Raw genomic sequence first — 23,901 nt, forward strand, 5'->3', positions numbered from 1 at the left:
CAAACTTTTCAACGGGTTTGTTTTAAATTCTGTTTGCGCTTGATGGATTTAAGCGATCAGCCGACGGGCTTCCTCAACACATTTTATCTTGGTTGCTCTAGCGGGCAGTGAAATGTGCGCGTTTGGCTTGGGTGATGTGTTGCAACTGGGTCGGGCTGATTGAAAAGATGTGTCGCGGCGTGCCGGCAGCGGCCCAAATCACATCAAAATCATCGAGCTTTGGATCAAAAAACAGATGTGGGGCATTCAAATGCCCAACTGGGGACACGCCACCAATGGCAAACCCCGTTACTTTGCGGATCAGTTTTCCATCTGCGCGAGTCAAATCTTCGCCAGCGACATCAGCCGCTTTGAGTGCATCAACCATAGACCCGCCTGCGGTGATAAACAGATAGATATCACCTGAGGTTGTGCCTTGGAAAATGATGGATTTGGCGATTTGATCTAATGTGCAGCCCGCTTGATCGGCAGCTTGCGCGGCTGTGCGGGTCTCGCCGTCCATTTCTATGATTTGCACCGCGACACCTGAGGTTGCCAGTGCCGTTTCAACCCGTTTAAGACTTTTTGACATAGACTTTCCCTAGCCTTGTGTGGATTGCTTGCACGCAAATTTGCATGCAATTGGGCCTTGCACAAGCCTTGCATGCTGGGTCTTATAACGTGCCCAATCAATCGGAGAGCAACAGGTGTCAGGACAATTTTCCAATCGTATTACGCGGATTCCGCGCGCCTATGAACCTGATCGCGGCGCTGATGCTTTGGCGGCAGTGCCTGATGTTACTGGGGCGCTGCGTGATGTGATTATGGGAACAGCGGGCAGCGCCCCATATTTACACGGCCTGATTTTGCGCGAAGCAGATTGGATCACGCAAAGTTTTGATGATCCTGAGGCGGCGTTGGCGGCGGAACTGACACGCATCGACGGGCTTGGGCCGGATGTTTTGGATGACGGGTTGCGCATGGGCAAACGCCGCATCGCTTTGCTGGCGGGCTTGTGCGATTTGGCGGGCGTTTGGGCCTTGCATGAGGTCACGGGAGCTTTGTCGGATCTGGCGGATCACGCCACACACGCGGCGCTGCGTCTGCATGTCGGTCGCGAAATCACGCGAGGCAAACTGCCGGGGCAGACCCAAGATGACATCGAAAGCTGCGGTGGTATGGTGGCTTTGGCCATGGGAAAACACGGGGCAGGCGAGTTGAATTATTCGTCTGATATTGATCTCATCTGCCTGTTTGATGAAACCCGTTTCGACCTTGATGACCGTATGGAGGCCCGTGCCGGTTTCATTCGCGCGACCCGCAAAGCGATGGCATCTTTGTCGGAACTCACGGCTGAGGGTTATGTTTTTCGCACGGATTTGCGGTTGCGCCCAGAGCCGTCTGTGACGCCTGTGTGTTTCGCTATGGATGCTGCAGAGCGCTATTATGAAAGCGTCGGGCGCACATGGGAGCGTGCCGCCTATATCAAAGCGCGGGCTGCGGCGGGCGATATCAAAGCCGGTGCTGAGTTTTTAGACACGTTGACGCCGTTTGTTTGGCGCAAGCATCTTGATTTCGTTGCGATCCAAGAGACCCATGATATGCGGCTAAAAATCCGCAAACACAAAGGGCTGGGCGGGGCGCTTAAGCTGGAAGGGCACAACATGAAATTGGGGTCTGGGGGTATTCGTGAAATCGAATTCTTTGCCCAAACCCGTCAATTGATTGCTGGCGGGCGTGACATAGAGTTGCGTCAACGTGGGACTTGTGATGCTTTGCGCGCTTTGGCGCACAAGGGCTGGATCGAAGGTGAGACCAGAGACGTTTTGATCGCCGATTACACCGCGCACCGCGAGGTAGAACATCGCTTGCAAATGTTGCGCGATCAGCAGACTCACAGCTTGCCAAACACGCCAGAAGAATTTGATCGTTTGGCGCATCTTATGGGCACGGACACCGCGTCGATGCGCGCCGATATTTTACAACGCTGCGCCCGTGTACATGACGTGACCGAAGGTTTTTTTGCGCCAGCAGAGATGGATGTGTCTGGTGTGGAACAATCAGCGGAATTGCGTGCGATTACATCGCGTTGGCAAAGCTACCCTGCGCTGCGATCTGAGCGGGCTCAGGCTATTTTTGAGCGTTTGGAACGTGAGATATTGACCCGTATCCAAGCCCAAGATCGCCCATTGGAAGTAGCCGCGCATTTGGATGGGTTCTTGCGGGGATTGCCTGCAGGAGTTCAACTTTTTGCATTGTTTGAGGCAAATCCACAGCTGATTGATTTGATCCTTGATATCGCATCAACAGCGCCGCATTTGGCGCAATATCTGTCGCGCAATGCGGCCGTTTTGGACGCTGTGATTGGGGGGGCGTTTTTTGCCCCTTGGCCGGGGCGTGCCGCGTTGGAATCTGAGCTGGCACACTTGTTGGCGCGTACAGATGATTACGAAAATGCGCTGGATGCCTCGCGCCGTTGGGCCAAAGAATGGCATTTTCGCATTGGCGTGCATCAATTGCGTGGTCTGATTTCAGCGGACGAAGCCGGTCAGCAGTATTGCGATTTGGCATCTGCGTCTATCTCGGCGCTTTACGCTGTGGTTGTCGATGCCTTTGCGCAAAAACACGGCACACCGCCGGGGCGCGGGGCCTTGGTGTTGGGCATGGGGTCCCTTGGGGCAGGGCGGCTGACGGCGGCCTCTGATCTTGATATGATCGTGATCTATGATGCGGATGGGGTTGAGTATTCCGATGGCAAACGCCCCTTGGCCGCACGAACATATTACGCGCGTTTGACCCAAGCTTTGATCACGGCTGTGACGGCTCAAACTGCCGAAGGACGCCTGTACGAGGTGGACATGCGATTGCGCCCTTCTGGAAAATCCGGTCCTGTTGCCACATCGCTTGAAAGTTTCAAATCCTATCAAAGCAACGAGGCTTGGGTTTGGGAACATTTGGCGTTGACTCGTGCGCGCCCCGTTGTGGGCGATGCGTCTTTGGCGCAGGCCGTTGAGGCGTTTCGCATAGAGTTGCTGCAATCGCGCAAGGATGACGCGGCAATTCGCCAAGAGACAATGGAAATGCGCACGCGCTTGGCGCAGGCCAAACCTGGTTCCACGTGGGATGCTAAAAGTGGCGCGGGGCGTATGATGGATATTGAATTGCTGGCCGAAGCCGCCGCTTTGATCACCAGTTCGCCCACACAAGATATCTATGCCCAATTGGAATGCGGGGTGCGTGCTGGGTGGATCACCCCCGATGAACACGACATATTGCGCACGACTTATCGACTGACATGGCGTTTGCAATCGGCGGCCCGTTTGTTGACGGGGGGCGTGTTAGATCCTGCGGTGATTGGCACCGATGGGCGTGATTTTTTACTGCGCTCCACCAAGGCCGAAAGCATTGATGTGCTGGCAGATCAAATCTCTGACGCTTGCGATGCCGCTGCTGACGTGTTGTCGCGGGTTTTGAACCGTTCTGTGCCGCCGCTTTGAGCCGAACGATACACTTGTTTTGGCTGCATGCAGAGGTTAGCTATCACTTTGGATCACATTCTGGCTTACACACTGGCCGACAAAGGAATTCACGCTTTGGCACCTCGCGAAACACTTGATTATGATGACGCGCTCGATCCCGGTGGATTGATCCGTGAATCCTATCGTATTGAAAATATAACTCTGTCTGAGGCGCGGTCTATTTTCTTAGATTGGGCGATAAAACTTGGACCAGATTTGCGGCCTGATATTGCCATTCGCAGATTGCTTGGCCTGTATGAACAAGGCCCACAGGACCAGCATCCTATGACGTTGGTGTTACGCGAAGGGCTTGGCAGTTTGCTTGGGCCCAGCGGTCGGCGGGGCGGATCACGGGCGCGCCGCGGTCAATAAATAGAGCGGTTTCATCGCTGATCATCGCGGTCTCTATTATTAACAATTCTATCTAAATCACGACGTGCTTTGGCACGATCAATAAGTCTTTTTTAACTGTTGTTGCGGAAAGTCATTACATTGCTGCGACTAAGAACAAGATAACTTTACGACCAATACAACGAAAGCCCATACAACAATTTAATGAATGCTTTTGAGCGTTCAAAGGGGCTTTTGCCGCGTCTTGTCAGTCTTGACTGGCTGGGCAAAATTGAATTTTGGGGCGTAGTACGCCGATTTTTAAAGGTAAGTTTACAATGCAAGTCAGACGGATCAACGGGATGTTTAGTATTGCCAATCAAGTCGAGGCACAAAACATCGAAAGTTTGGTGCACGCTGGATATAAAACACTGATCTGCAACAGGCCAGATGGTGAGACCGGTGATTTTGATGCGTTTGCCAAGATTGCTGAAATGGCGAAACGCTATGGAATTAAAGCTGTTTATCTTCCAATTGAAGCTGTCGGTGCCTCGCCCGAGGACCAAAATGCATTTGATGAGCTTATTTTAGATTGTCCCAAACCGATCGTGGCCTATTGCCGTTCTGGCACGCGGCCTGCGACGCTTTGGACAATGTTCGACGTTAAACACAATGGCAGTCACCGCAAGGGCCTTGAGCGGCGCGTTGATGCAATGCAAAGAGGGGCATTGTCAGTCCAACACAATGCAAGCATGGCGTATGCTGCAAGTTTCAATCCACCGAAAAGCACGGCCACTCGGTATAGTTCAAATGGATTGCACCGTAAGTCTGCGTGACCCACGGCGCGATCTTTAAGCTGGTATTGCCGCGCTTTTAGCGTGGCAGGGCGGCGGCTTCGCTGGCCAATTCTTCGATGGCTTTCCAGTCGCCTTTGATCACAAGATCGTTTGGCGCAACCCATGAACCACCAACACAAAGCGTGTTGGACAAAGACAGGTATTGATCCGCGTTTTTCAACGAAATACCGCCGGTTGGGCAAAACTTCATTTGTGGCAAAGGCGCACCAATAGCTTTCAACGCAGGGGCACCACCGTTGGCTTCTGCGGGGAAAAATTTGGCAACGGTGTAACCGCGTTCCAAAAGTCGCATCACATCTGAGGCTGTGGATGTCCCAGCCAAAAGCGGCATATCTAGCGCTTCACACGCGTCCAAAAGCATATCTGTTGCCCCAGGAGAGACGCCAAATTTTGCGCCCGCTGCTTTTGCGGCTTGAACATCTGCTGGGGTCAAAAGGGTGCCTGCACCAACGGTGCCCCCCTCAACTTTGGCCATTTCAGCAATCACTTCAAGCGCGCAAGATGTGCGCAGGGTGACTTCCAATGCGGGCAGCCCACCAGCGACAAGCGCCTCGGCCAAAGGACGGGCATGGGCCACATCGTTGACAACGAGAACGGGAACGACGGGGGCAAGTGCGCAAACCTGTGCGCAGGCGATGCTGGCCTCTTGTGGTGTCATGATGGGGCTCCTTTTGCCGCAATACTTAACTATGTTAGCCCTAACAAACCTATTGGAGCGCTCAGGTCAAGAGATCGACAGAGTTGCCACATATTTACAAGGGCTGGTGAAGCTTATCTTGTGGAAAAGCCGCCCGAGGGATCAGAGCGGCTTTTCCGTTTATATACTTGGTCACTTACAAGATTGTGGCCGCGCCTTCGGTTGCGTTGCCTGCATTCTGGCGGAACACTTCGAACAATTCACGGCCCAACCCAAAGGTATTGCCGGATAGGTCAATCTCAACGGGGGCACGCGTGTCGAAATCTTTTTCCAGCACATCAAGAGTGCCGGCTTCGGCATCCACACGCACCATGTCACCATCGCGCAGCTTTGCGATCGGGCCTCCATTGGCGGCTTCGGGCGACACGTGAATACACGCCGGAACCTTGCCTGACGCACCAGACATGCGCCCATCAGTGACAAGCGCGACTTTCAGGCCGCGATCTTGCAAGATTGATAGGGTCGGCGTGAGCGAGTGCAATTCGGGCATGCCGTTGGCGCGCGGTCCTTGGAAGCGCACAACAACAACCGTGTCTTCGGTGAATTCACCGCGATTAAAGGCGGGCTTTACATCGCGTTGATCGTGGAAAATACGAACTTTAGCTTCGACAATGCGGCGTTCTGGGGCGACTGCAGACACTTTCATCACGCCGCGCCCAATATTGCCTTTTAGCTCTTTCAGGCCACCGGTTTTTTGGAACGCATCTGAAACAGGGCGCAGGATGCGATCATTCAAGGTATCTTTCGATCCATCCACAAACACCAGTTCGCCGTCTTTGATTTTTGGGTCTTTGGTGTACAAAGACAGGCCATCGCCCACGACGGTTTTCACGTCTTCATGCAGCAAGCCGTTTTCCAAAAGTTGACCAATCATATAGCCAAGCCCACCTGCCGCATGGAAGTGATTCACGTCAGCCAAGCCATTCGGGTACACTTTTGCCATCAACGGGACAGCTTCTGACAGGTCAGAGAAATCTTGCAAATCCAGAATGATCCCCGCAGCCCGTGCCATTGCTGGCAAGTGCAAAACAAGATTGGTTGAGCCGCCCGTGGCCATCAAGCCGACAAGGCCGTTCACAAAGGCTTTTTCATCCAAAATCTGCGATGTGGGTCTGAAATCATTGCCCAGATTGGTAATCTCAAGCGCGCGTTTGGCCGCAGCTGTGGTCAAAGCATCGCGCAGTTCGGTGCCCGGATTGACAAAAGATGCGCCTGGCATGTGGAGCCCCATGACTTCCATCAACATCTGGTTGGTGTTCGCAGTGCCGTAGAACGTACAGGTGCCTGAACCGTGGTAGGACGCCATTTCAGCCTTCATCAACTCGTCACGACCAATTTCGCCTGTGGCAAATTGTTGACGCACCTTGGCTTTTTCATCATTTGGAATGCCGGAGGTCATCGGCCCTGCAGGGACGAAAATGGATGGAATATGACCATATGTTGCGGCCGCCATCACCAGACCCGGTACGATTTTGTCGCAAATACCAAAGAACACGGCCGCATCAAAACAGTTGTGCGACAGGCCAACACCCGCAGCCAAGGCGATTACATCACGTGAAAACAGGGACAGTTCCATGCCCGGCTGGCCTTGGGTGACACCATCACACATGGCAGGTACGCCGCCTGCAACCTGCGCAGTTGCACCGACGGATCGGGCCGCGTCGCGAATGATATCGGGGTAGTGTTCATAGGGTTTATGTGCGGACAACATGTCATTGTAGGCCGTGATGATCCCAAGGTTGGCTGCGCGTTCAGCGACCAATGCGTCTTTGTCTGCACCCATTGCAGCATAGGCGTGGGCTTGGTTGCCACATGTCAAATGCGCGCGTACGGGACCATTTTCTGCGGCTGCATTCATGCGCTCAAGATAAGCTTCACGTGTGGGGCGTGAGCGTTCTGTTATGCGGTCCGTGACGGCTTTGATCTGTGCGTTAAGAGACATTTGAGCGGGCCTTTGGTCAAGTGAGGGTCATGTAGATCGTGCTGTGTTTGTCTGAGATGCTGCGTATAGCAAGTGTTAGCGCTAAACCACACCTTGTTAGCGCTAACGTATGCGCGATGCGCCAAAATGTCCAGTCAAATTGAAAATGGACATAGGGAAAGAGTGTCGCAGGTATCATGTTTCTAGCACCATATATGTGACGCCGATAAATCTTGATACTTCGGATCACAGAGGGCGTTTACCTTTTATTATTCTGCAATGCAGCAGGCGCATGGCGGGGTTTCGCAAAGGGAAGTGGTTATGCCAGATCCCATACGCTAAGTATTGATCAACAGGCGGCGGTGCTTTTGGAAAAGAGTTGCAGGTCGCCAAATACAATCGACTGACCCAAGAGGTAACTAACATGACTAACGAAAACTTGTCCCACATCGACATCACTGCAATCGAATCTCGCGCCCGTGCTCTTCGTGCTCAAGCGACACGTGACATGGTTGCCTACATTTCTAAATCTGTACGTCGTCTGTTCACATCAAACACAACAGCCGCAAACAGCACAGCACACACAGCAGCTTAATTTGCCAGTCGCTGAGCTATGCCTTTTAGCATAGCATAAATATCGTCCGAATGTTTGGACATATAGAAAAGTCTCGCATTTTTTGCGGGACTTTCTTATTTTTGGGCGGCTGGGCGTGCGCGATGATGCACAAACAGGCATTCAATCACCTATAGTTCTTCTTGGGGTGTGCGATCCCTCTTTCATGGCGCGCAAAACCTAAGTAAGAGAAGTGCATGACGCATCCTTCTGAAACATTGCCCACCATTCGTCTCAAACCCAAAGCCAATGCCCGCGCTATTCGCCACGGCAGCCCTTGGGTGTTTGACAATGAGCTGGTTGTCGACCGCCGCACGAAAACCCTCACACCCGGCGCAATTGCGCGGCTTGAGGATGCGGAGCGTAACTTTCTTGCCCTTGTTGGCGTGAACCCAAACAGTCGCATTTTTGCGCGTGTGTTGGATCGCGATCCTGACATGGAGTTTGACGAGGCTTGGTTTGCCGCGCGCGTCAAGCACGCATTGCAGCATCGCGAGACGCTGTATTCCGAACCGTTTTATCGCTTGATCCACGCCGAATCCGATGGCTTGCCTGGCGTGATCGTAGACCGTTTTGGTGATACATTGGTGATTCAACCCAACGCCGCTTGGGCCGATACTTTGATCGCGCCACTTGTTGCTGCGCTCAAATCCGTCACCGGCGCCACCACGATCGTGATGAACGGCACTGGTCGCGCGCGCGGACTGGAAGGTTTGGACGAGAAAATTGAGATTATGGAAGGCGCTGTTGACGGCGTGATTCCTGTGTCCATGAACGGGGCCACCTATATGGCGGACCTGATGGGCGGTCAAAAAACGGGCCTGTTCTTTGATCAACGCGACAACCATGCCTATGCGCAAAAACTTGTGCGCGGCAAACGCGTTTTGGATGTATTTTCGCATGTCGGCGGCTTTGGCTTGGCGGCTTTGGCTGCTGATGCGGCCTCTATCACTTGTGTTGATAGCTCTGCTGCGGCACTTGAATTGGCTGAACAGGGCGCTGCCGCTATGGGCGTCTCTGACAAATTTACTGCGCGCAAAGGCGATGCTTTTGACACCATGGCGGCTTTGCTGGCTGAGGGCGAAAAGTTCGATGTGGTCATCTGTGATCCACCCGCTTTTGCTCCGTCAAAACCAGCACTGGAAAAAGGTCTGCGGGCGTACGAACGCATTGCCAAAATGGCCGCTGCTTTGGTGGACGATGGCGGATATTTGGGACTGTGTTCGTGTTCGCACGCTGCCGATCTGGAAAAATTCCGCAACTCTTGCAACCGTGGCATTGGCCGTGCAACCCGTTCTGCGCAGTTGATCCATACGGGCTTTGCTGGCGCGGATCATCCGCTCATGCCGCAGCTTGCGGAAAGCGGATATCTTAAAGGTCTATTCTACCGCATGATGCCGTAAGGGTTTCAAATATATGAAAAAAGTGCTCCTTGATGCCTGCGTTCTCTACCCCACGGTTATGCGTGAGGTTCTGTTGAATGTAGCCGCCAAGGGGCTCTTTACCCCGCTATGGTCCGAACGTATTTTAGAAGAATGGGCGCGCGCGGCGCGCAAAATCGGCCCCACGGGCGAGGCGCAAGCCCGCGCTGAAGTGGCTTTGATCAAAGCCGCATGGCCAAACGCCAGCATCAAACCCCATTCAGGATTGCAAGCGCGGCTGTATTTGCCCGATGAAAATGACATCCACGTTCTGGCCGCCGCAATTGCTGGCAATGCGGACGAACTTGTCACCATGAATGCATCCGATTTTCCACAAAATACCCTGCGCGAAGAAGGTGTCGAGCGGCGTGACCCTGATGGATTTCTATGGGAGCTCGCTTCGCATCATCCCGATCTGGTCGGGGACGCTTGCGAACAGGTTCGCCTCACTGCCGAGCGCCTATCTGGCCAGCCGTGGGATATGCGCAAACTGATGAAAAAAGCGCGATTGCCACGGTTGGGGAAAGCGTTGAGTTGATCCGCTACACGTCTGTTCTCGTGGTTTGTCGTCGCGTCCATTCGTCTGCAACATCCCCCAGCGTTAAATCTGTCCCGTCTTTGATCCATTGCATAAAGGGCCGGTCAAATTTGAAATGTGCGCCGCATTCTTGTCGCAAAAACCGCCGCACATTTTGTGTGTTTTTATAGCTGGGCGTTATCTTGGTGTCTCGGCTAAGTGGGGCTGCATGCCAGTCTAGGTTCATCTAAAGTCCTTTCGCTTTTGCTACGATAACTTAACTCAAACCTGCCACTTCGCCTCATTCATCTCAATCGCTTTGATCCGCTCTTCCACTTTAGGGTGGCTCATAAACCACGCGGGGGTGGCTGCGCCGTGGGCGCCTGTCAGCTTGTTGAGCTTTAAAAACAAAGACTTCTGCGCGTGAGTGCCTATACCAGATTTGTGCAACAGGGCTGAGGCATAGGCATCCGCTTCGAATTCATCGCGGCGTGACAGGCGCGCGGCCAGCATATTGGTCAGTGCGCTGGCAATATAGACCCCGACAAAAGGGATGAACCGCGAAATCACCATTGCCAGAGCAGTGCGTAGGGCATTTTGACCGGAAAAATCAATCATCCGCCGTTGCGAATGGCCCAAGGCAACATGGCCCAGCTCGTGCGCGACGACCGATGCCATTTCTTCTGACGTGACTTCGCCAGCGCGGAATTTTTGGTAGAACCCGCGTGTGATATAGACCTTGCCGTCAGGGGCGGCCAAGCCATTTACAGGGTCGATGTCGTATAAAAACACCTGCACACGGGGCAGGTCAAGCGCATGGGCCAGCCGCATGAACTGTTCGCGCAGGGCTGTGTCGGCAAGTTCGGCAGACTTGCGGGCCAAGTCACGAGACGAGCGCGCGGCCGATGTGCGGTACATCACATATCCGTAAATCAACGCGATAAGAATTGGGGCAAACTTTAACATAAGCTTTATATAGAGCTTTCAGAGCCTGCGACAAAGGGGGCGGGGGGTGCATTTTTCTCATCTGTTGCGGGATGTGATGCGTCAGACCTATCCGCCATACGCTGTGCGCGCAAAACATGGGCAATCCAAAGGGCCGCACTGGCCGCGATCACAAGCGCCGCGATCAAACCCATCACATCACCCACAAGTTCGGCCACGAGCGTCAAACTGCCTGCAAAAGCAAAGCCGAGCCAGATGTATAGATTGACCCAGATCGCTTCGCCCAAGATATCAGCCACCGTAAACCTGGCCCATTTTAGCCCTGCGGCCCCTGCCACGACGTTGACATAGGGGCCCAGCGGGGCAACCAACCAGGTTGAGAAAAACACGCCAATGCCACCACGATCTTCGACGGTTTGTTCGGCGCGGGCGATGACTTTGGCGCGCGCACGGTTGTACGACAATCGAGTCAATGCACGTCTGCCAAACCTGCGGCCAATAAAGTACCCTGTTTGGTCACCTAAAACCGCACCTGTGAAGGCGGCTGTGATCAAAATCGGTGCTGACAAATCGCCCGATGCGGCCAATGCACCCCCTGCCAACATCATCAAAGATGTTGGGACAGGGACCAAAAGGCAGGACAAATAGGCGCAAACAAAAACGCCGATGTATCCGTATGTGGTGATAAGCGCAAAAATCGTATCTGTCATTTTACGCCCTGTGGTAAGCGCTTGGAGGGCTTCAGTTTTGAGGTGGCGTTTTGTCTTTCATCGGTGAAATCTTGGATCGCGTCTTGGATGGCATTCACGATGACCTGTGGGTCTACGTCTTGCGTGGCCGCGATGTGTTCAAGGCTCATGGGGCCTTTTTTGACGTGCTCAAACGGGCCCATGGCATCAATCACAATGTCTGGGGGCACACGCCAAGAATGGGAAATATACTTGGGCGTCATCCAAGGTTCGATGGCTTGTGCGCGGTGCGCGGGGTCATTCCAGTAGGCCCAAAAGGCGATGGATCTAGCCGCAAACACGCCAGCGACGATCAAAGATGCGGCCAAAACCAACACGGCAAAAGGCGCGCTGGACCAAAGGCGTTTGATGAAACGTATCACGCGTGAGCTATCCTTTTGTGAGCTAATCTTAAAGCCAATCTTGAAATCTAAGCCTATCGTGGGCGTTAAGTCAGTGTCATCTATTCTTATACGTGTGTGCTTTTATTTTACGTTGCTGCACGCCTATTTTCCCAAAAGTTTCATGCCTTTTGTGAGGCCCTCAAGTGTCATGGGCACCATACGGTCATCGAACAGTGTGCGTATCATGGCAATGGATTGGGTGAAACGCCAGTGTTGTTGTGGGACGGGATTGAGCCAAATGTGATCGGGCCAGTGTTGGCGTGCGCGTTGTAACCAAACTTCGCCGCTCTCAGCATTGTAATGTTCATTTGCGCCGCCCTTTATCGCTATTTCATAGGGCGACATTGATGCATCGCCGACAAAAATGACTTTGTAGTCTTTGCCATAGGTGTTGAATACGTCTTGGGTTGGCGTTTGGGCTGTCCAGCGGCGGACATTGTCGCGCCACACACCTTCGTAAAGGCAGTTGTGGAAATAGTAGTATTCAAGATGTTTGAATTCAGAGCGGGCGGCGGAAAATAGTTCTTCGACCACTTTGATGTGATCATCCATTGACCCGCCGACATCGAAAAACATCAACACTTTTACAGCATTGCGTCGCTCGGGGCGCGTTTTGACATCAAGGTAGCCGTTTTCAGCCGTGGCACGAATGGTGCCGTCTAAATCCAACTCATCATGCGCGCCATCACGGGCCCAAGACCGCAGGCGTTTCATCGCAAGTTTGATGTTGCGCGTGCCCAACTGCGCGGTGTCATCTAGATTTTTGAAATCGCGTTTATCCCAGACTTTTACTGCGCGTCTGTGGCGTGATGCATCTTGTCCGATCCGCACACCTTCGGGGTTATAACCGTAGGCGCCAAAGGGCGATGTGCCGCCGGTGCCGATCCATTTTGATCCGCCTTGGTGGCGCTCTTTTTGTTCTGCAAGTCGCTGTTTGAGTGTTTCCATCAACACATCAAAGCCACCAAGCGCTTCAATCTCGGCGCGCTCTTCGGGGCTTAGATGTTTTTCAATTTCTTTGCGCAGCCAGTCTTGCGGTAGATCAATCGCGTCTAACACTTCACTTGATGAAATGTCTTCAAGACCCTGAAAGGACTGTGAAAAGGCGATATCAAATTTGTCTAAGTTGCGTTCATCTTTGACCATGATCGCGCGGGCGAGGAAATAGAATTCCTCAATGTCATACCGCGCCAAGCCTATTGAAATACCTTCGAGAAACGCAAGATATTCGCGCAAAGACACTGGGATGTTCTGACTGCGCAGAGTTTGGAAAAAGGGCAGAAACATGGTTGGGCTCGCTGGGGCAGACTGTGCGCCGCGCCTAGATGAATGTGTCGATAATCAGCGTTAGAAACAAACCGATGACGCTAAACCCAAGCATTAATGCCGCAGCATATTGCAGTTTATCAAGCCGATTTCCCTCGCGCTTTGACGCAATGCGCCAACCAAGAGCTGCGCCGATAATGGCCAAAAGAATGACGATCATATTCTGTGTTCCTCATCTGCCAAACAGGCTGTGTACGCTGTTCGGAACGTTTTTGGGGGAACAGGGTGCCTAACGCCGCGCGAGATTTGCGATGTCGCGTGTCAGAGCAAGAACCTGTTCATCTGTACCAAATCCATACCGCGCCCAGCCGAGACTGTCGAGCCGAACCAGCCGCGCTTCTGAGGCGCGACCAATTGCCCTGAGGGCTTCGGCTTTGGTCAACATCAGTGATGCCAACAACGCTGCATTGCCCGCATCATAGGCGGCAGGCATGGCGGCGCTTGTCAGCTTTAAGGCCCCATCATAGTCACGTTCCAGCAATGCTATCGCCGACAATTGCAAGGCAACATGGGCGGCGTGATACGCGGTCGAGGCGCGGGCAGAGTAAATCTCATGGGCTTGTGTCAGAGCAGCATCGGCCAAATCACGATCTGCGCCCACTGACAGACGACCCAACAAAAATAACGAAAATCCTGTACGCGTGTCGTTCCAACCTTGGGCTCTGGCCGTGAGAACCGCACGTTTGGCTGCCGCGCGACGCGCCGACACTGAGGTTTGCGACCCCATAGCAATCGATACGTCGTCAATCCATACACGCGGTGTCGGGGCAATGCGGGGGGTGTTGATGCGATCGCCCGCAGGGTTCAGGCGGCTCAAGATCGCGGGCAAACGCAGCGCAACCTCATCGCGGGTCATGCCATTGCGCAGATCGGGCGCATAGGTCGCTCGTAAAATCAGCATGTCAAATTCGGTCAAGACGGAGTGAATATTGTCATCGTTGAACACGCTGTCATCAAGCCGGTACAGATCGTTGAGCGGCCCAAGCGATTGCGCCAATTCTTCGTGCAAACAGTCGCGGATTTCTTGTGGTGCTTCGTCATTGGGGATGAAGATCGCCAAGCGTTCACGCCGTGTCACCGCAGCCCAGCTCAGATTGGCGCGGCGTGATCTGCGAAAGCCGTCCCAACTTGAGATGTTCGGCGCCACAATGCAGGCCGTGTTGGGCGCACGGCGTCGCAGCTCGCTGTGTGGCAGGGTTTGGATGGTGATATTCGCGTCTACACTGGGGGCAACACGGGTGATGTTTATGCCCGCCTCGGACCGCAATCTCTTGATCAAAATATCTAAGTCAGGCCCCAAAGAGGCGGGAATCGAATTGCCTGTCACACGCAGGGTGATGGGGCCTTCAAACCGCGTGAACTGCGTTAGATCTGTGCCATTTTCAAGCTGAAAACTCAGGTCTAAAAAATCACGCGCAATCGCTGAATTTGAGCGCCGTATAGGGGCAGGGCGCAGGGAGTTGAAACGCTTCATTTGCGGCAATTCAAGTGCATATGAGGGGGCTGTGCCAGTGTTTTGTGGTGCAGGTTGATTTTGCGGTGTGCCACATCCGATCAAAACACCACAGGCCAGCACCGCCAATTGCATCCGTGTTATGTGCGCCCAGCTCTGGGTGAATTTTTGCGCAGTGCCGCGCAGTCTGTGGGCAAATTTAAACACTCGGAACGGCCTTTGGTGGGGGCAAGGCCTGCCAGAGCGGATCTCGGGCAGGAAGGTGATTTTTACGATCAGCGGTGTCCCTTGCGGTCCAAAAAGGCCAAGCGTTCAAATAGGGCCACATCTTGTTCGTTCTTCAAAAGAGCGCCATGCAGTTTTGGCAGTGCATTGGCACCATCCCGTGCAAGGTCCTCTGGACTTAGGTCTTCTGCAAGCAGCAATTTCAACCAATCCAAGACTTCTGATGTTGATGGTTTTTTCTTAAGCCCCTGCGTATCGCGAATTTCAAAAAATTGCGTTAAGGCGGTGGTCAATAGACGGTCTTTCAGCTTGGGAAAATGCACCTCAACGATCTGGCGCATCACATCCATGTCGGGAAAGCGAATGTAGTGGAAAAAACAGCGGCGCAAAAACGCATCTGGCAGCTCTTTTTCGTTGTTTGAGGTGATGATGATCACAGGGCGATGCTTTGCGCGCACGGTTTCGCCCGTCTCGTAAACGTGGAATTCCATCTTATCGAGTTCTTGCAGCAAATCGTTTGGAAACTCGATATCGGCTTTGTCGATTTCATCAATCAGCAGTACCACTTTTTCATCGGCCTCAAAGGCCTGCCACAGCTTGCCCTTTTTGATGTAATGGCTCACATCTTCGACCCGTGGATCGCCCAGCTGACTGTCGCGCAGCCGTGACACGGCATCGTATTCATACAGGCCTTGTTGTGCTCGGGTCGTGGATTTGATGTTCCACTCGATCATTGGCAACCCCATGCTGTGCGCCACCTGACGCGCCAGTTCGGTTTTGCCCGTGCCCGGTTCACCTTTGACCAACAGCGGGCGTTCCAACGTGATGGCGGCATTGACGGCCACAGCCAAGTCTTGCGGTGCAATGTAGGTATCAGTTGACGCAAATTTCATCGGTAAGCCTGCCCAATTTAAAGAGATTTCGATCAGATCATAGCAGCGCTTCACAAAGGTACAACTCGAGGGAGATATCCTAGTGACATCCCCTGTCAAAGAGGGTAAATGAGCGGCAATTGGAGGTAGTCGATGGGGGATAAGTGACAACACTTATACAATCGGCGACAATGAGGTGAGCAATATGACGGCCGAATTAACCCTGCCTGATGATTATCGTCCTTCTGTGGACGAACCCTTTATGAACGAGCGCCAGCGCGAATATTTCCGCCGCAAATTGGAAAATTGGAAAGCTGAATTGCTCGACGAAAGCCGTAACACGCTTGAGGGTCTACAAGATGGCACACGCAGTATTCCCGATGTCGCAGACCGCGCGTCTGAAGAAACCGATCGCGCACTTGAATTGCGCACGCGGGATCGCCAGCGCAAGCTTGTTACTAAAATTGACGGAGCGCTGCGTCGCATTGACCAAGACGAGTTTGGCTATTGCGAAGAAACTGGCGAACCTATTTCGCTCAAACGTCTGGATGCACGTCCAATCGCGACGATGAGCCTTGAGGCGCAAGAGCGTCACGAGCGCCGTGAGAAAGTCCATCGCGACGATTGATCTGGCTCGGTTTGGACCGCTTGCTTTGTGTTTTGCTGCCAAATGGCGCGGCATTGCGCGCAGGTGACGCACCATAAGAAATATGTCAAACACCGAGGCAAGCGCTTCGGTGTTTTGCTTTGTGCATTTGCCCCCAGATGACTGCCAGAAAGGTCGCTTATGTTGATCGGACAAGATATCGCAATTTTGGGTGCTGGCGTTGCTGGCTTGGCGGCGGCGCGAGCTTTGGCGCTGCGCGGCGCGCAGGTGACGGTTTATGAACGCGCGCCTGAGATCACCGAAGTGGGCGCTGGTCTGCAAATCTCACCAAACGGCGTGGCTGTTTTAACCGCGCTGGGGCTGGATGCGGGGTCTGTGGCGATGCGCTCGAACGGTGTGTCTTTGGTGGATGGCCTCTCTGGGCGCACGGTTTTGCATATGGATTTCAAGCGCTACAAGCCGGATAGTTTGTTTTTACTGATGCACAGATCTGATTTGATTGATCTTTTGGCCGATGGTGCACGACAGGCTGGGGTGCAAATTAAGCTGTCCCATACGGTGCGCGATGTCGTGGAAACACCGGATTCCGTATCTGTGCTATTTGAAAACGGGGTTGATACCGCGCCCGAGCAGGCCACTCATTCTGTTGTGATCGGGGCCGATGGGTTGCACTCAAAAGTGCGCACACAATTGAATGGGGCCGCTGAGCCGTTTTTCACTGGGCAAACCGCATGGCGCGCCACCGTGCCTGCCCTCGGGGGCGAAGAAACAGCCGCTTTGGTGCATATGGCGGCGGGCAAGCATGTTGTGTGCTATCCGCTGCGCGCCGGCACGTTGATTAACATTGTTGCTGTTGAAGAGCGCGCGGAATGGACTGATGAGGGGTGGCACCATGTGGGTGATCCCGCGTTACTGATGGATCACTTTTCGAATTTTGGCGGAGGGGTGACAGGTCTGCTGTCTCGCGTCACCAAAGTTTCGCGCTGGGGGTTGTTTCGTCATCCTGTGGCTCAGCGATGGTATGGCGCACGCACCGCATTGATTGGCGATGCAGCACATCCGACTTTGCCCTTTTTGGCCCAAGGCGCGAATTTGGCGCTCGAAGATGCATGGGTTTTGGCCGATTGTTTGGCAAACTTGCCCTTGGATCAGGCGTTGCCAGCGTATCAATCACGTCGTCATGCGCGGGCGGCACGGGTGATCGACGTCGCCAATGGCAATGCGCGTAACTATCATTTGCGTGGGGCAAAACGTGTGGCAGGGCATATGGCGCTGCGATTGGGCGGGGCGATTGCACCACGGGCCGTGATCGATAAATTCAGCTGGCTGTATGATGTCGACGTCACCGCGCCCTAAAAAAGCAAAGCGTGCCCATTTTAGGGCGCGCAGCTTGTTCTGTGCGCGCCACCAATCTTTGGGGGCATTTTGCTGATTAGACTTGCTCTAGCGCGGTCACAATTCCTGAGAAATCAGCGGCTTTTAGAGATGCGCCACCAACCAGTGCGCCGTCAACATCGGGCACAGCGAAAATTTCAGCCGCATTTCTGGGCTTCACAGACCCGCCATAGAGTAAGGGTAGGGCGTCTGCATCGGCGCCAAAACGCGCTTTGAGCGTGCTGCGCATGTCTGCATGCACCTGCGCGATTTCATCCAAAGTCGGAACTTTTCCAGTGCCGATGGCCCAGACGGGTTCATAGGCGATAACGATTTTATCTGCGTCGATGGTGTCAGGCAGCGATCCTTGCAGTTGCGTGCGTACGACATCAAGCGTCTCACCTGCGTCGCGTTGTGCCAGCGTTTCGCCGACACAGACGATGGCCACAAGGCCCGCCGCCAGCGCGGTTTCGGTTTTTGCCCGTACAAGCGCATCACTTTCACCGTGATCAGCGCGGCGCTCTGAGTGACCTAAAATCACAGAGGTCGCGCCAATGTCCGCCAGCAGCGTGGCCGACGTGTCGCCCGTGTGTGCGCCGCTTGTATTTTGGTGACAATCTTGGCCGCCGGTTTGGATGGCTGTGCCATTGAGTGCCTGTGCCATCGCGCCGATCAATGTTGTGGGCGGGCAGAGTAAAATGCCAACCTTGGGGGCGGGGAACTGGCTGGCCAGTGCTTTTGCCTCGGCCAAGCTTGCCCGTGTTCCGTTCATCTTCCAATTGCCTGCTGCCAACTTGCGTGCCATTGCGCCGCTCTCCCCTAAAATCTGTTTTGCGCATCATTGCAGCGCAGGCGGGACAGTCAAGACATGGCAGTCTTTGTTTGCGCTTTTGCGAGACTATTTTAACTGAGTTATCTCTGCGGGCGGGGAGGATCTTACGCGCAGCCCGGCTTTTAAGATTTAGCGGCCTTTTGGGCAGCTTTACGCGCTTTCGCGATGCGTTTCTTTTCGGTCGCTTTCAACGCGGGCGCATAGGACAAGCGCGCCCAATCGCGGGCCTCGTCTGGGTCATCACTGGCGCTTTCGGGCAGTGACATCAGCGATGCGACAATCGTTTCGCCATTTGCTTTTGGATAGGTGAAAGGGGCTGATCCAGCGTTGATGAAATCTGCTTGTGTGGTCCCGTCGGATTTCATGTAAATCGTACCGGCGATGATGCACGCAAACATCACATCGCCCTCGACGTACAAAGCGCTGCCGCCAAACAGACCGCCAACCGTGATCTCGCCTATATCTGCGAAAAGATCACGGGCGTGGGCGATAAGTTCTGGCGATGCAGGCACTTAAACGCCGCTTTGTGCAGGAATATTTTCGTCGAACTTAATGCTTTCGCCACAGCCGCATTCATCGACCACATTCGGATTGCGAAACTTAAAGCTCGCTTCGAGCAGCGAGACTTCATAGTCGATTTCAGTGCCAAACAAGAACATCTGCGCCATAGGGGCAATCATCACCCGCGCACCGTCTTGTTCAACGACTTCATCCATCGGATCAATGTCTTGCACGTAGTTCATGGTATATTCCATGCCCGCACAGCCACCTTTTTTGATACCAATGCGCAAGCCTTTTGAGCCGTCTTTTGCCATCAATTTCGCGATCTGCTTTGCCGCTTTGGCCGTGATGCTGACCGCTTGTTTGCCTGGAATACCGAACATGTGCGTTCTCCTTTGGGGCTAACTTAGTCTTTCGCGGCCATGATCTCAAGAAGCGGCGCGTCGTTTAACCCATTGTTGATCGCAAGTGTGAAGATCGCGATGGCAATCGCCCAGCTGAACGAGGCCAAAGTGCCGATGATCACGTATTCTGCTTTCTCGTTTTTTGATGCTGCATCAAAGCGCAAAACCGATTTCGCCGCGATCAAAAAGCCTATGCCTGCGGGTTGTCCAGCGAGGAACATCAAAAATATCAACCCACGTTCCAATATGCCAATCATCATGCCGCCCTTGGGCAAGCTTTCGGTTGGCGCGCCTGCCGCAAAGGGTGTCATCAATTTACCCACAGCAAAGCCGCCCGCGCGGGTGGTGTAGATGGCCCCTGCGGTGAGCAACATCATCTTGGGTGCCCAAGCGCTGATGTCCAACAGGCCGCCTTGGGCCAAATCTTTGGTCCAAATACCATCTGCCCAAAGGGTGGGGGCCACAGCTGCGATGGCGGCGATGGTGATGAAATGTGCCACTTGGTCGGCCAAATAGGGTTTGATCCCATCATCGTCACGGGTTTTGACCCAGAGGACTTTCAAAGCGTCTATGGCAAGGTGCAGCCCAGCAAGGACAGCGATTTGCCACGCGATAGACCCCAGAGCGACAACGGCACAAAGATAAACCGTTATTGTGTGCAAGGCCATGGAGCCAAAACGGTCTTTAGTTTGAACCATCTTCGCGGTCTGAAACACGTAGTCTGCTAGGACGTGGGCGAAGAAGAGAGCGGACAGGGTTTCAAACATTGGTGGCTTTCATTTCCATAAGTAAGAGAGCTTCGTTTATATGTTCATATCCCGCCGATTTTAAAGTTTTTGACACAGTTTGGCGTGACTTTTTTAGGGCGTCAGCTAGATCGGAAATTATAAATCCTGAAGTGGGGGAGCTTAGATATTTGTACATGGTTGCGGCCTGAACCGAGGTCCAGCTTTCAATAATTAAATCATAAAGTAATGCAAATGGTTCGCTTGGATGACTGCGTGTAAAATGCATGCGGCCTATGCATTTTCCTTTTTTTATGAATTCTAATTCTTGGCCCGATATGATGAAAACGCCTGCCGTTTCTTTGTTGAGGTCGGTGCTGATTTCTTTTGAGGCTTTGCCGTCAGCGATCCCAATGTAAGTATCAAATTCTTTTCCAAGCGACTTTAGGCAAGAACGAAATAGAATGGCAGACCGCAGTGCATATTTTGGCTCGGCCAGTGCGACTTGCCAGCCGTCGCCGCGATGGCGGGTAAAGTGCAGGCTCTTACCCATCCACTCGGCTTGCATTTCGGCGCAGTCACGCAAGGCGTCGAACGCCCGTTCGAGTTTTTCAGGGCCCAGCGCGGTGGAGCCGACGATATCGCCGGTTAAAACGGCTATTATGCGTGTTTTATGAGTCATGATGCATCCAATATAGGGTGCGTTTGTTTATATGCAATCTAAATAGGCTGCGTTTTGTATTTCGCAATCTAAATAGGCTGCGTTTTGTATTTCGCATCCTAAATGGATTGCATATGTGTGTTTGCACCCTAATTAGGCTGCGCGTAAGTCTGAGCGCAGTTCAAGCCAAAGCATATAGCAGGGGTAGAAAAACAAAAACGGCCCCGAAGGACCGCTTTAAATCTTAATTGAGCCGTAAGACCGAGCGCTTACATAAAGCCCAGTTCAAGACGCGCTTCATCAGACATCATTTCCATGCCCCATGGAGGTTCCCACGCCAAATCGACGTCAACTTGTTTAACGCCGGGCAACGGTTCAATCGCATCGGCAACCCAGCCAGGCATTTCACCTGCCACAGGACAGCCCGGCGCGGTGAGTGACATGATCACATGCACCGCGTTTTCTTCGTTGATGTCGATGGTGTAGATCAGCCCGAGATCATAGATGTTGACCGGAATCTCTGGATCATACACAGACCTGCAAGCTTCGACGATAGCTTCGTGAAGCGGATGGTCAGTGCTGGAAGGTTTGATCAGCGGTGTGCCTTCTACGGGGGCGTCTGAGTCTGTCATAGCGTTCCTCGTGTAAACTTGACCAAAGATATAGGGTTTGACTGAGGCAAGGTCCAGTCCCCGACTTGGCCTTTTGTCATTGCAAGGGTATCCAAGGTTAAAATAATGCGCAAAGGGTCGCTTATATGTCGATTATTCCAGCCGATCAAAATCTCTTTTACGTTGATATCGAATACAAGGTCGCACTGGATCAGGTCGCGCCATATCTAGAGGCGCATCTCGCCTTTGTGGATGAAGGCTATGCGCGTGGGTTCTTTTTGGCCTCTGGTCCCAAGGTGCCACGATCTGGTGGATCAATCTTGGCAACGGCCCCTGAGCGCGGCTTATTGGAAGAGTTCCTCGCACGAGACCCATTTGTGACCCATGGCTTGATAACACTCATCCTCACCGAATTCACACCACGCCGGACAGTCGCAGGGCTTTGATACTTCGATGAAGGGGCAAGATGTGTGGACGATATGGCGAATTGGGTCATCTGCGGCCTTCTGTATGATAGCCTCTCTGGTCCAGCGCGCCAATTGGGGGTAATCCCTTGCCCATGACACAACGAATCTCATTTTCCCTCGATGCCACTGATGGCAAAGCCCGCACGGGCGTTATTTCCACTCCGCGTGGCGACATTCGCACGCCGGCCTTTATGCCTGTGGGCACGGCTGGCACGGTAAAAGCGATGATGCCCGAAAGTGTGCGTGCCACAGGCGCGGATATTTTGTTGGGCAACACCTATCATTTGATGCTGCGCCCGACTGCGGAACGTATTGATCGCCTTGGTGGTCTGCACAAGTTTATGAACTGGGAACGGCCTATTTTGACCGACAGTGGCGGGTTTCAGGTGATGAGCCTTGCTGGCCTGCGCAAGCTGACGGAAGAGGGCGTGACCTTTGCCTCGCATGTCGATGGCTCAAAGCACGTCATCACGCCTGAGCGGTCTATGGAAATCCAAAAGCTGCTCGGCTCTGACATTGTCATGTGTTTCGATGAATGCCCTGCGTTGCCCGCCACTGAGGAAGATGTGGCCAAATCTATGCGCATGTCGATGCGCTGGGCGCAGCGGTCGCGCGATGCTTTTGGCGATCGTCCCGGACATGCGCTGTTTGGCATTATGCAAGGCGGCGTCACACAAGAGCTGCGCGAAGAAAGCTCTCAAGCCCTGACCGATATAGGCTTTGATGGTTACGCTGTTGGCGGTTTGGCTGTGGGCGAGGGGCAAGAGGCGATGTTTGGCGTGTTGGATTACGCGCCTGATTATCTGCCGCAAGACAAGCCACGCTATTTGATGGGCGTTGGCAAGCCTGATGACATCGTTGGCGCGGTCAAACGCGGCATCGATATGATGGATTGCGTTTTGCCGTCGCGCTCTGGTCGCAATGGACAGGTGTTCACGCGGCATGGGGCGATCAACATCAAGAATGCGCGTCACGCCGATGATCCGCGCCCTTTGGATGAAAATTGCACATGTCCCGCGTGTTCGCAGTATTCACGCGCCTATCTGCACCATGTGTTCCGCTCGCATGAGATGATCTCGGGCATGCTTTTGACGTGGCACAATCTGCATTATTTCCAAGAGATCATGCAAGGGATGCGCGATGCGATTGCGGCGGGCACGTTTGCCGCATGGGAAGCTGATTTTCATGCTGTGCGCGCTGCTGGAGACATTGAACCGCTTTAGGGGCTACGTTTGAGAGTAGCGCTTAAACCGAAATGTAATACGGGCCTCGCAGGTGATGCGGGGCCTTTCGTATTTTAGGTAAATTTTCCGACAATTTTACCTGTTAACACCTTGTTTACCTTGTCTTTATGTTTCGCGCATCTGCCACAATTACGCCGAAACTGACCCGTAGCTATGGGGCATCAGTGAAAGGGTGTTGTCATGCAGGTTTTAAAAGTTTGGGGTTTTGCCGGAGGATTATTTGGCATCAGTGTTTTGGCGTCAACGCTGCATTTGTCCGCAGCCTTGCCTAACAAAGCGGCGCAGGCCAAGGGGCTAAGCCCGACAGGTATTCATAGCACGCAAAGCCCTGATCGTAATCTTCTTGATCATATTCCTATGGTGCAAGTGAATTGCACCAGGCCCCATATCACACCGCCCAATATCACATTGCCCGTCACACACACGGCCACGCCCCCAAAGACAGGGTCAAGTAATACGCATCACATCGCGTACTGTGCTCTTAATTTAAGTGCCCAATAGCCTCAATCGCAGCCCGTTATCTGGTTAAATTTTTAAACAGATGATTCAAAAACCAACTAATTTAGTCAAATAGCGTACTTGACGTTAAGGTGAACACACGCGCCGTTGACGAAATTGTGCATTTAAACGCAAAGGTTACGCAAAACTTGGTGATTTCGGGGCAATTTA

Annotated in this window: 28 protein-coding genes; 11 read left to right on the forward strand and 17 right to left on the reverse strand. The window is 53.2% G+C overall.

Annotation, left to right across the window (positions count from 1 at the left end; all coding sequences use genetic code 11):
- Positions 1 to 97: 97 nt before the first annotated feature.
- A complete protein-coding gene (locus BM025_RS04325; protein WP_085847750.1) occupies positions 98 to 571 on the reverse strand; it encodes a YbaK/EbsC family protein in 474 nt (157 codons plus the stop codon).
- A gap of 115 nt (positions 572 to 686) precedes the next feature.
- Here BM025_RS04325 and BM025_RS04330 point away from each other — a divergent pair, with 115 nt between their 5' ends.
- From BM025_RS04330 to BM025_RS04340, 3 genes are all read left to right on the forward strand, one after another.
- On the forward strand, positions 687 to 3,476 hold the full coding sequence (locus BM025_RS04330; RefSeq protein ID WP_244515450.1) for a [protein-PII] uridylyltransferase family protein: 2,790 nt from the start codon (positions 687 to 689) through the stop codon (positions 3,474 to 3,476).
- A gap of 48 nt (positions 3,477 to 3,524) precedes the next feature.
- Positions 3,525 to 3,869 carry a hypothetical protein gene (locus BM025_RS04335; RefSeq protein WP_342027539.1) on the forward strand — a complete coding sequence of 115 codons (345 nt, stop codon included), beginning with the start codon at positions 3,525 to 3,527 and terminating at the stop codon, positions 3,867 to 3,869.
- 296 nt (positions 3,870 to 4,165) lie between these two features.
- Positions 4,166 to 4,663 (forward strand): protein tyrosine phosphatase family protein, encoded by a 498-nt coding sequence (locus tag BM025_RS04340; protein WP_085847749.1) that lies wholly within the window; start codon positions 4,166 to 4,168, stop codon positions 4,661 to 4,663.
- Between the two features lie 37 nt (positions 4,664 to 4,700).
- Here BM025_RS04340 and eda read toward each other — a convergent pair whose 3' ends face one another.
- Together eda and edd are read right to left on the reverse strand one after the other, a co-directional pair.
- Positions 4,701 to 5,342, reverse strand: coding sequence for a bifunctional 4-hydroxy-2-oxoglutarate aldolase/2-dehydro-3-deoxy-phosphogluconate aldolase (gene eda / locus BM025_RS04345; protein WP_085847748.1), 642 nt, complete (start codon positions 5,340 to 5,342; stop codon positions 4,701 to 4,703).
- 175 nt (positions 5,343 to 5,517) lie between these two features.
- Entirely contained in the window at positions 5,518 to 7,323 is a 1,806-nt protein-coding gene (gene edd / locus BM025_RS04350) for a phosphogluconate dehydratase (RefSeq protein WP_085847747.1), read from the reverse strand.
- A gap of 403 nt (positions 7,324 to 7,726) precedes the next feature.
- Here edd and BM025_RS19095 point away from each other — a divergent pair, with 403 nt between their 5' ends.
- The 3 genes from BM025_RS19095 (at position 7,727) to BM025_RS04360 (ending at position 9,874) form a co-directional block, all read left to right on the forward strand.
- Positions 7,727 to 7,897, forward strand: coding sequence for an RSP_7527 family protein (locus BM025_RS19095; protein WP_170842115.1), 171 nt, complete (start codon positions 7,727 to 7,729; stop codon positions 7,895 to 7,897).
- Positions 7,898 to 8,112: 215 nt separating this feature from the next.
- A complete protein-coding gene (locus BM025_RS04355; RefSeq protein WP_085847746.1) occupies positions 8,113 to 9,318 on the forward strand; it encodes an RSP_2647 family RNA methyltransferase in 1,206 nt (401 codons plus the stop codon).
- Positions 9,319 to 9,331: 13 nt separating this feature from the next.
- On the forward strand, positions 9,332 to 9,874 hold the full coding sequence (locus BM025_RS04360) for an RSP_2648 family PIN domain-containing protein (RefSeq protein WP_085847745.1): 543 nt from the start codon (positions 9,332 to 9,334) through the stop codon (positions 9,872 to 9,874).
- Between the two features lie 4 nt (positions 9,875 to 9,878).
- Here the strand turns inward: BM025_RS04360 and BM025_RS19715 are convergent, their stop codons facing one another.
- The 8 genes from BM025_RS19715 to BM025_RS04400 all read right to left on the reverse strand — a co-directional run bounded on the left by BM025_RS19715 (position 9,879) and on the right by BM025_RS04400 (position 15,827).
- Positions 9,879 to 10,100, reverse strand: coding sequence for a DUF6434 domain-containing protein (locus BM025_RS19715; RefSeq protein WP_085847744.1), 222 nt, complete (start codon positions 10,098 to 10,100; stop codon positions 9,879 to 9,881).
- A 35-nt stretch (positions 10,101 to 10,135) separates the two neighbouring features.
- A complete protein-coding gene (locus BM025_RS04370) occupies positions 10,136 to 10,819 on the reverse strand; it encodes a M48 family metallopeptidase (protein ID WP_085847743.1) in 684 nt (227 codons plus the stop codon).
- A gap of 5 nt (positions 10,820 to 10,824) precedes the next feature.
- Entirely contained in the window at positions 10,825 to 11,508 is a 684-nt protein-coding gene (locus BM025_RS04375) for a DedA family protein (protein ID WP_085847742.1), read from the reverse strand.
- Entirely contained in the window at positions 11,505 to 11,909 is a 405-nt protein-coding gene (locus BM025_RS04380; protein WP_085847741.1) for a hypothetical protein, read from the reverse strand. The genes BM025_RS04375 and BM025_RS04380 overlap by 4 nt, the downstream gene beginning before the upstream one ends.
- A 123-nt stretch (positions 11,910 to 12,032) precedes the next feature.
- Entirely contained in the window at positions 12,033 to 13,217 is a 1,185-nt protein-coding gene (locus tag BM025_RS04385) for a vWA domain-containing protein (RefSeq protein ID WP_085847740.1), read from the reverse strand.
- 34 nt (positions 13,218 to 13,251) lie between these two features.
- A complete protein-coding gene (locus BM025_RS04390; RefSeq protein ID WP_085847739.1) occupies positions 13,252 to 13,416 on the reverse strand; it encodes an apolipoprotein acyltransferase in 165 nt (54 codons plus the stop codon).
- 69 nt (positions 13,417 to 13,485) lie between these two features.
- Positions 13,486 to 14,916 (reverse strand): DUF2927 domain-containing protein, encoded by a 1,431-nt coding sequence (locus BM025_RS04395; protein WP_244515452.1) that lies wholly within the window; start codon positions 14,914 to 14,916, stop codon positions 13,486 to 13,488.
- A gap of 68 nt (positions 14,917 to 14,984) precedes the next feature.
- On the reverse strand, positions 14,985 to 15,827 hold the full coding sequence (locus BM025_RS04400; protein ID WP_085847981.1) for an AAA family ATPase: 843 nt from the start codon (positions 15,825 to 15,827) through the stop codon (positions 14,985 to 14,987).
- 184 nt (positions 15,828 to 16,011) lie between these two features.
- Between BM025_RS04400 and dksA the strand changes: the two genes are divergently transcribed.
- On the forward strand, positions 16,012 to 16,434 hold the full coding sequence (dksA, locus tag BM025_RS04405) for an RNA polymerase-binding protein DksA (RefSeq protein ID WP_085847738.1): 423 nt from the start codon (positions 16,012 to 16,014) through the stop codon (positions 16,432 to 16,434).
- A 159-nt stretch (positions 16,435 to 16,593) separates the two neighbouring features.
- Positions 16,594 to 17,769, forward strand: coding sequence for an FAD-dependent oxidoreductase (locus tag BM025_RS04410; RefSeq protein WP_085847737.1), 1,176 nt, complete (start codon positions 16,594 to 16,596; stop codon positions 17,767 to 17,769).
- A 76-nt stretch (positions 17,770 to 17,845) separates the two neighbouring features.
- On the opposite strand, the gene tpiA is transcribed toward BM025_RS04410, so the two are convergent.
- The 6 genes from tpiA to BM025_RS04440 all read right to left on the reverse strand — a co-directional run bounded on the left by tpiA (position 17,846) and on the right by BM025_RS04440 (position 21,542).
- Positions 17,846 to 18,592, reverse strand: coding sequence for a triose-phosphate isomerase (gene tpiA / locus BM025_RS04415; protein ID WP_085847736.1), 747 nt, complete (start codon positions 18,590 to 18,592; stop codon positions 17,846 to 17,848).
- Positions 18,593 to 18,741: 149 nt separating this feature from the next.
- Positions 18,742 to 19,131, reverse strand: coding sequence for a TfoX/Sxy family protein (locus BM025_RS04420; RefSeq protein WP_085847735.1), 390 nt, complete (start codon positions 19,129 to 19,131; stop codon positions 18,742 to 18,744).
- On the reverse strand, positions 19,132 to 19,503 hold the full coding sequence (locus BM025_RS04425; protein WP_085847734.1) for a HesB/IscA family protein: 372 nt from the start codon (positions 19,501 to 19,503) through the stop codon (positions 19,132 to 19,134).
- A 23-nt stretch (positions 19,504 to 19,526) separates the two neighbouring features.
- Positions 19,527 to 20,291 carry a DUF3307 domain-containing protein gene (locus BM025_RS04430; RefSeq protein WP_085847733.1) on the reverse strand — a complete coding sequence of 255 codons (765 nt, stop codon included), beginning with the start codon at positions 20,289 to 20,291 and terminating at the stop codon, positions 19,527 to 19,529.
- Positions 20,284 to 20,931 carry a hypothetical protein gene (locus BM025_RS04435; protein ID WP_085847732.1) on the reverse strand — a complete coding sequence of 216 codons (648 nt, stop codon included), beginning with the start codon at positions 20,929 to 20,931 and terminating at the stop codon, positions 20,284 to 20,286. The genes BM025_RS04430 and BM025_RS04435 overlap by 8 nt, the downstream gene beginning before the upstream one ends.
- Positions 20,932 to 21,179: 248 nt before the next feature.
- Positions 21,180 to 21,542 carry an SUF system Fe-S cluster assembly protein gene (locus BM025_RS04440; RefSeq protein ID WP_085847731.1) on the reverse strand — a complete coding sequence of 121 codons (363 nt, stop codon included), beginning with the start codon at positions 21,540 to 21,542 and terminating at the stop codon, positions 21,180 to 21,182.
- A 125-nt stretch (positions 21,543 to 21,667) separates the two neighbouring features.
- On the opposite strand from BM025_RS04440, the gene BM025_RS04445 reads away from it, so the two are divergent.
- From BM025_RS04445 to BM025_RS04455, 3 genes are all read left to right on the forward strand, one after another.
- The gene (locus BM025_RS04445; RefSeq protein ID WP_085847730.1) at positions 21,668 to 21,967 is read left to right on the forward strand and encodes a YciI family protein; all 300 of its coding nucleotides are present in this window, start codon (positions 21,668 to 21,670) and stop codon (positions 21,965 to 21,967) included.
- Positions 21,968 to 22,080: 113 nt separating this feature from the next.
- Positions 22,081 to 23,211: a tRNA guanosine(34) transglycosylase Tgt gene (gene tgt / locus BM025_RS04450; RefSeq protein ID WP_085847729.1), complete on the forward strand. Its 1,131-nt coding sequence runs from the start codon at positions 22,081 to 22,083 to the stop codon at positions 23,209 to 23,211.
- A gap of 201 nt (positions 23,212 to 23,412) precedes the next feature.
- Positions 23,413 to 23,733 carry a hypothetical protein gene (locus BM025_RS04455; protein WP_085847728.1) on the forward strand — a complete coding sequence of 107 codons (321 nt, stop codon included), beginning with the start codon at positions 23,413 to 23,415 and terminating at the stop codon, positions 23,731 to 23,733.
- The last annotated feature ends 168 nt before the right edge of the window (positions 23,734 to 23,901 follow it).

It is taken from the genome of Pacificibacter marinus (genome assembly GCF_900109555.1).
In the GTDB taxonomy this organism is placed as follows: Bacteria; Pseudomonadota; Alphaproteobacteria; order Rhodobacterales; family Rhodobacteraceae; genus Celeribacter; species Celeribacter marinus_C.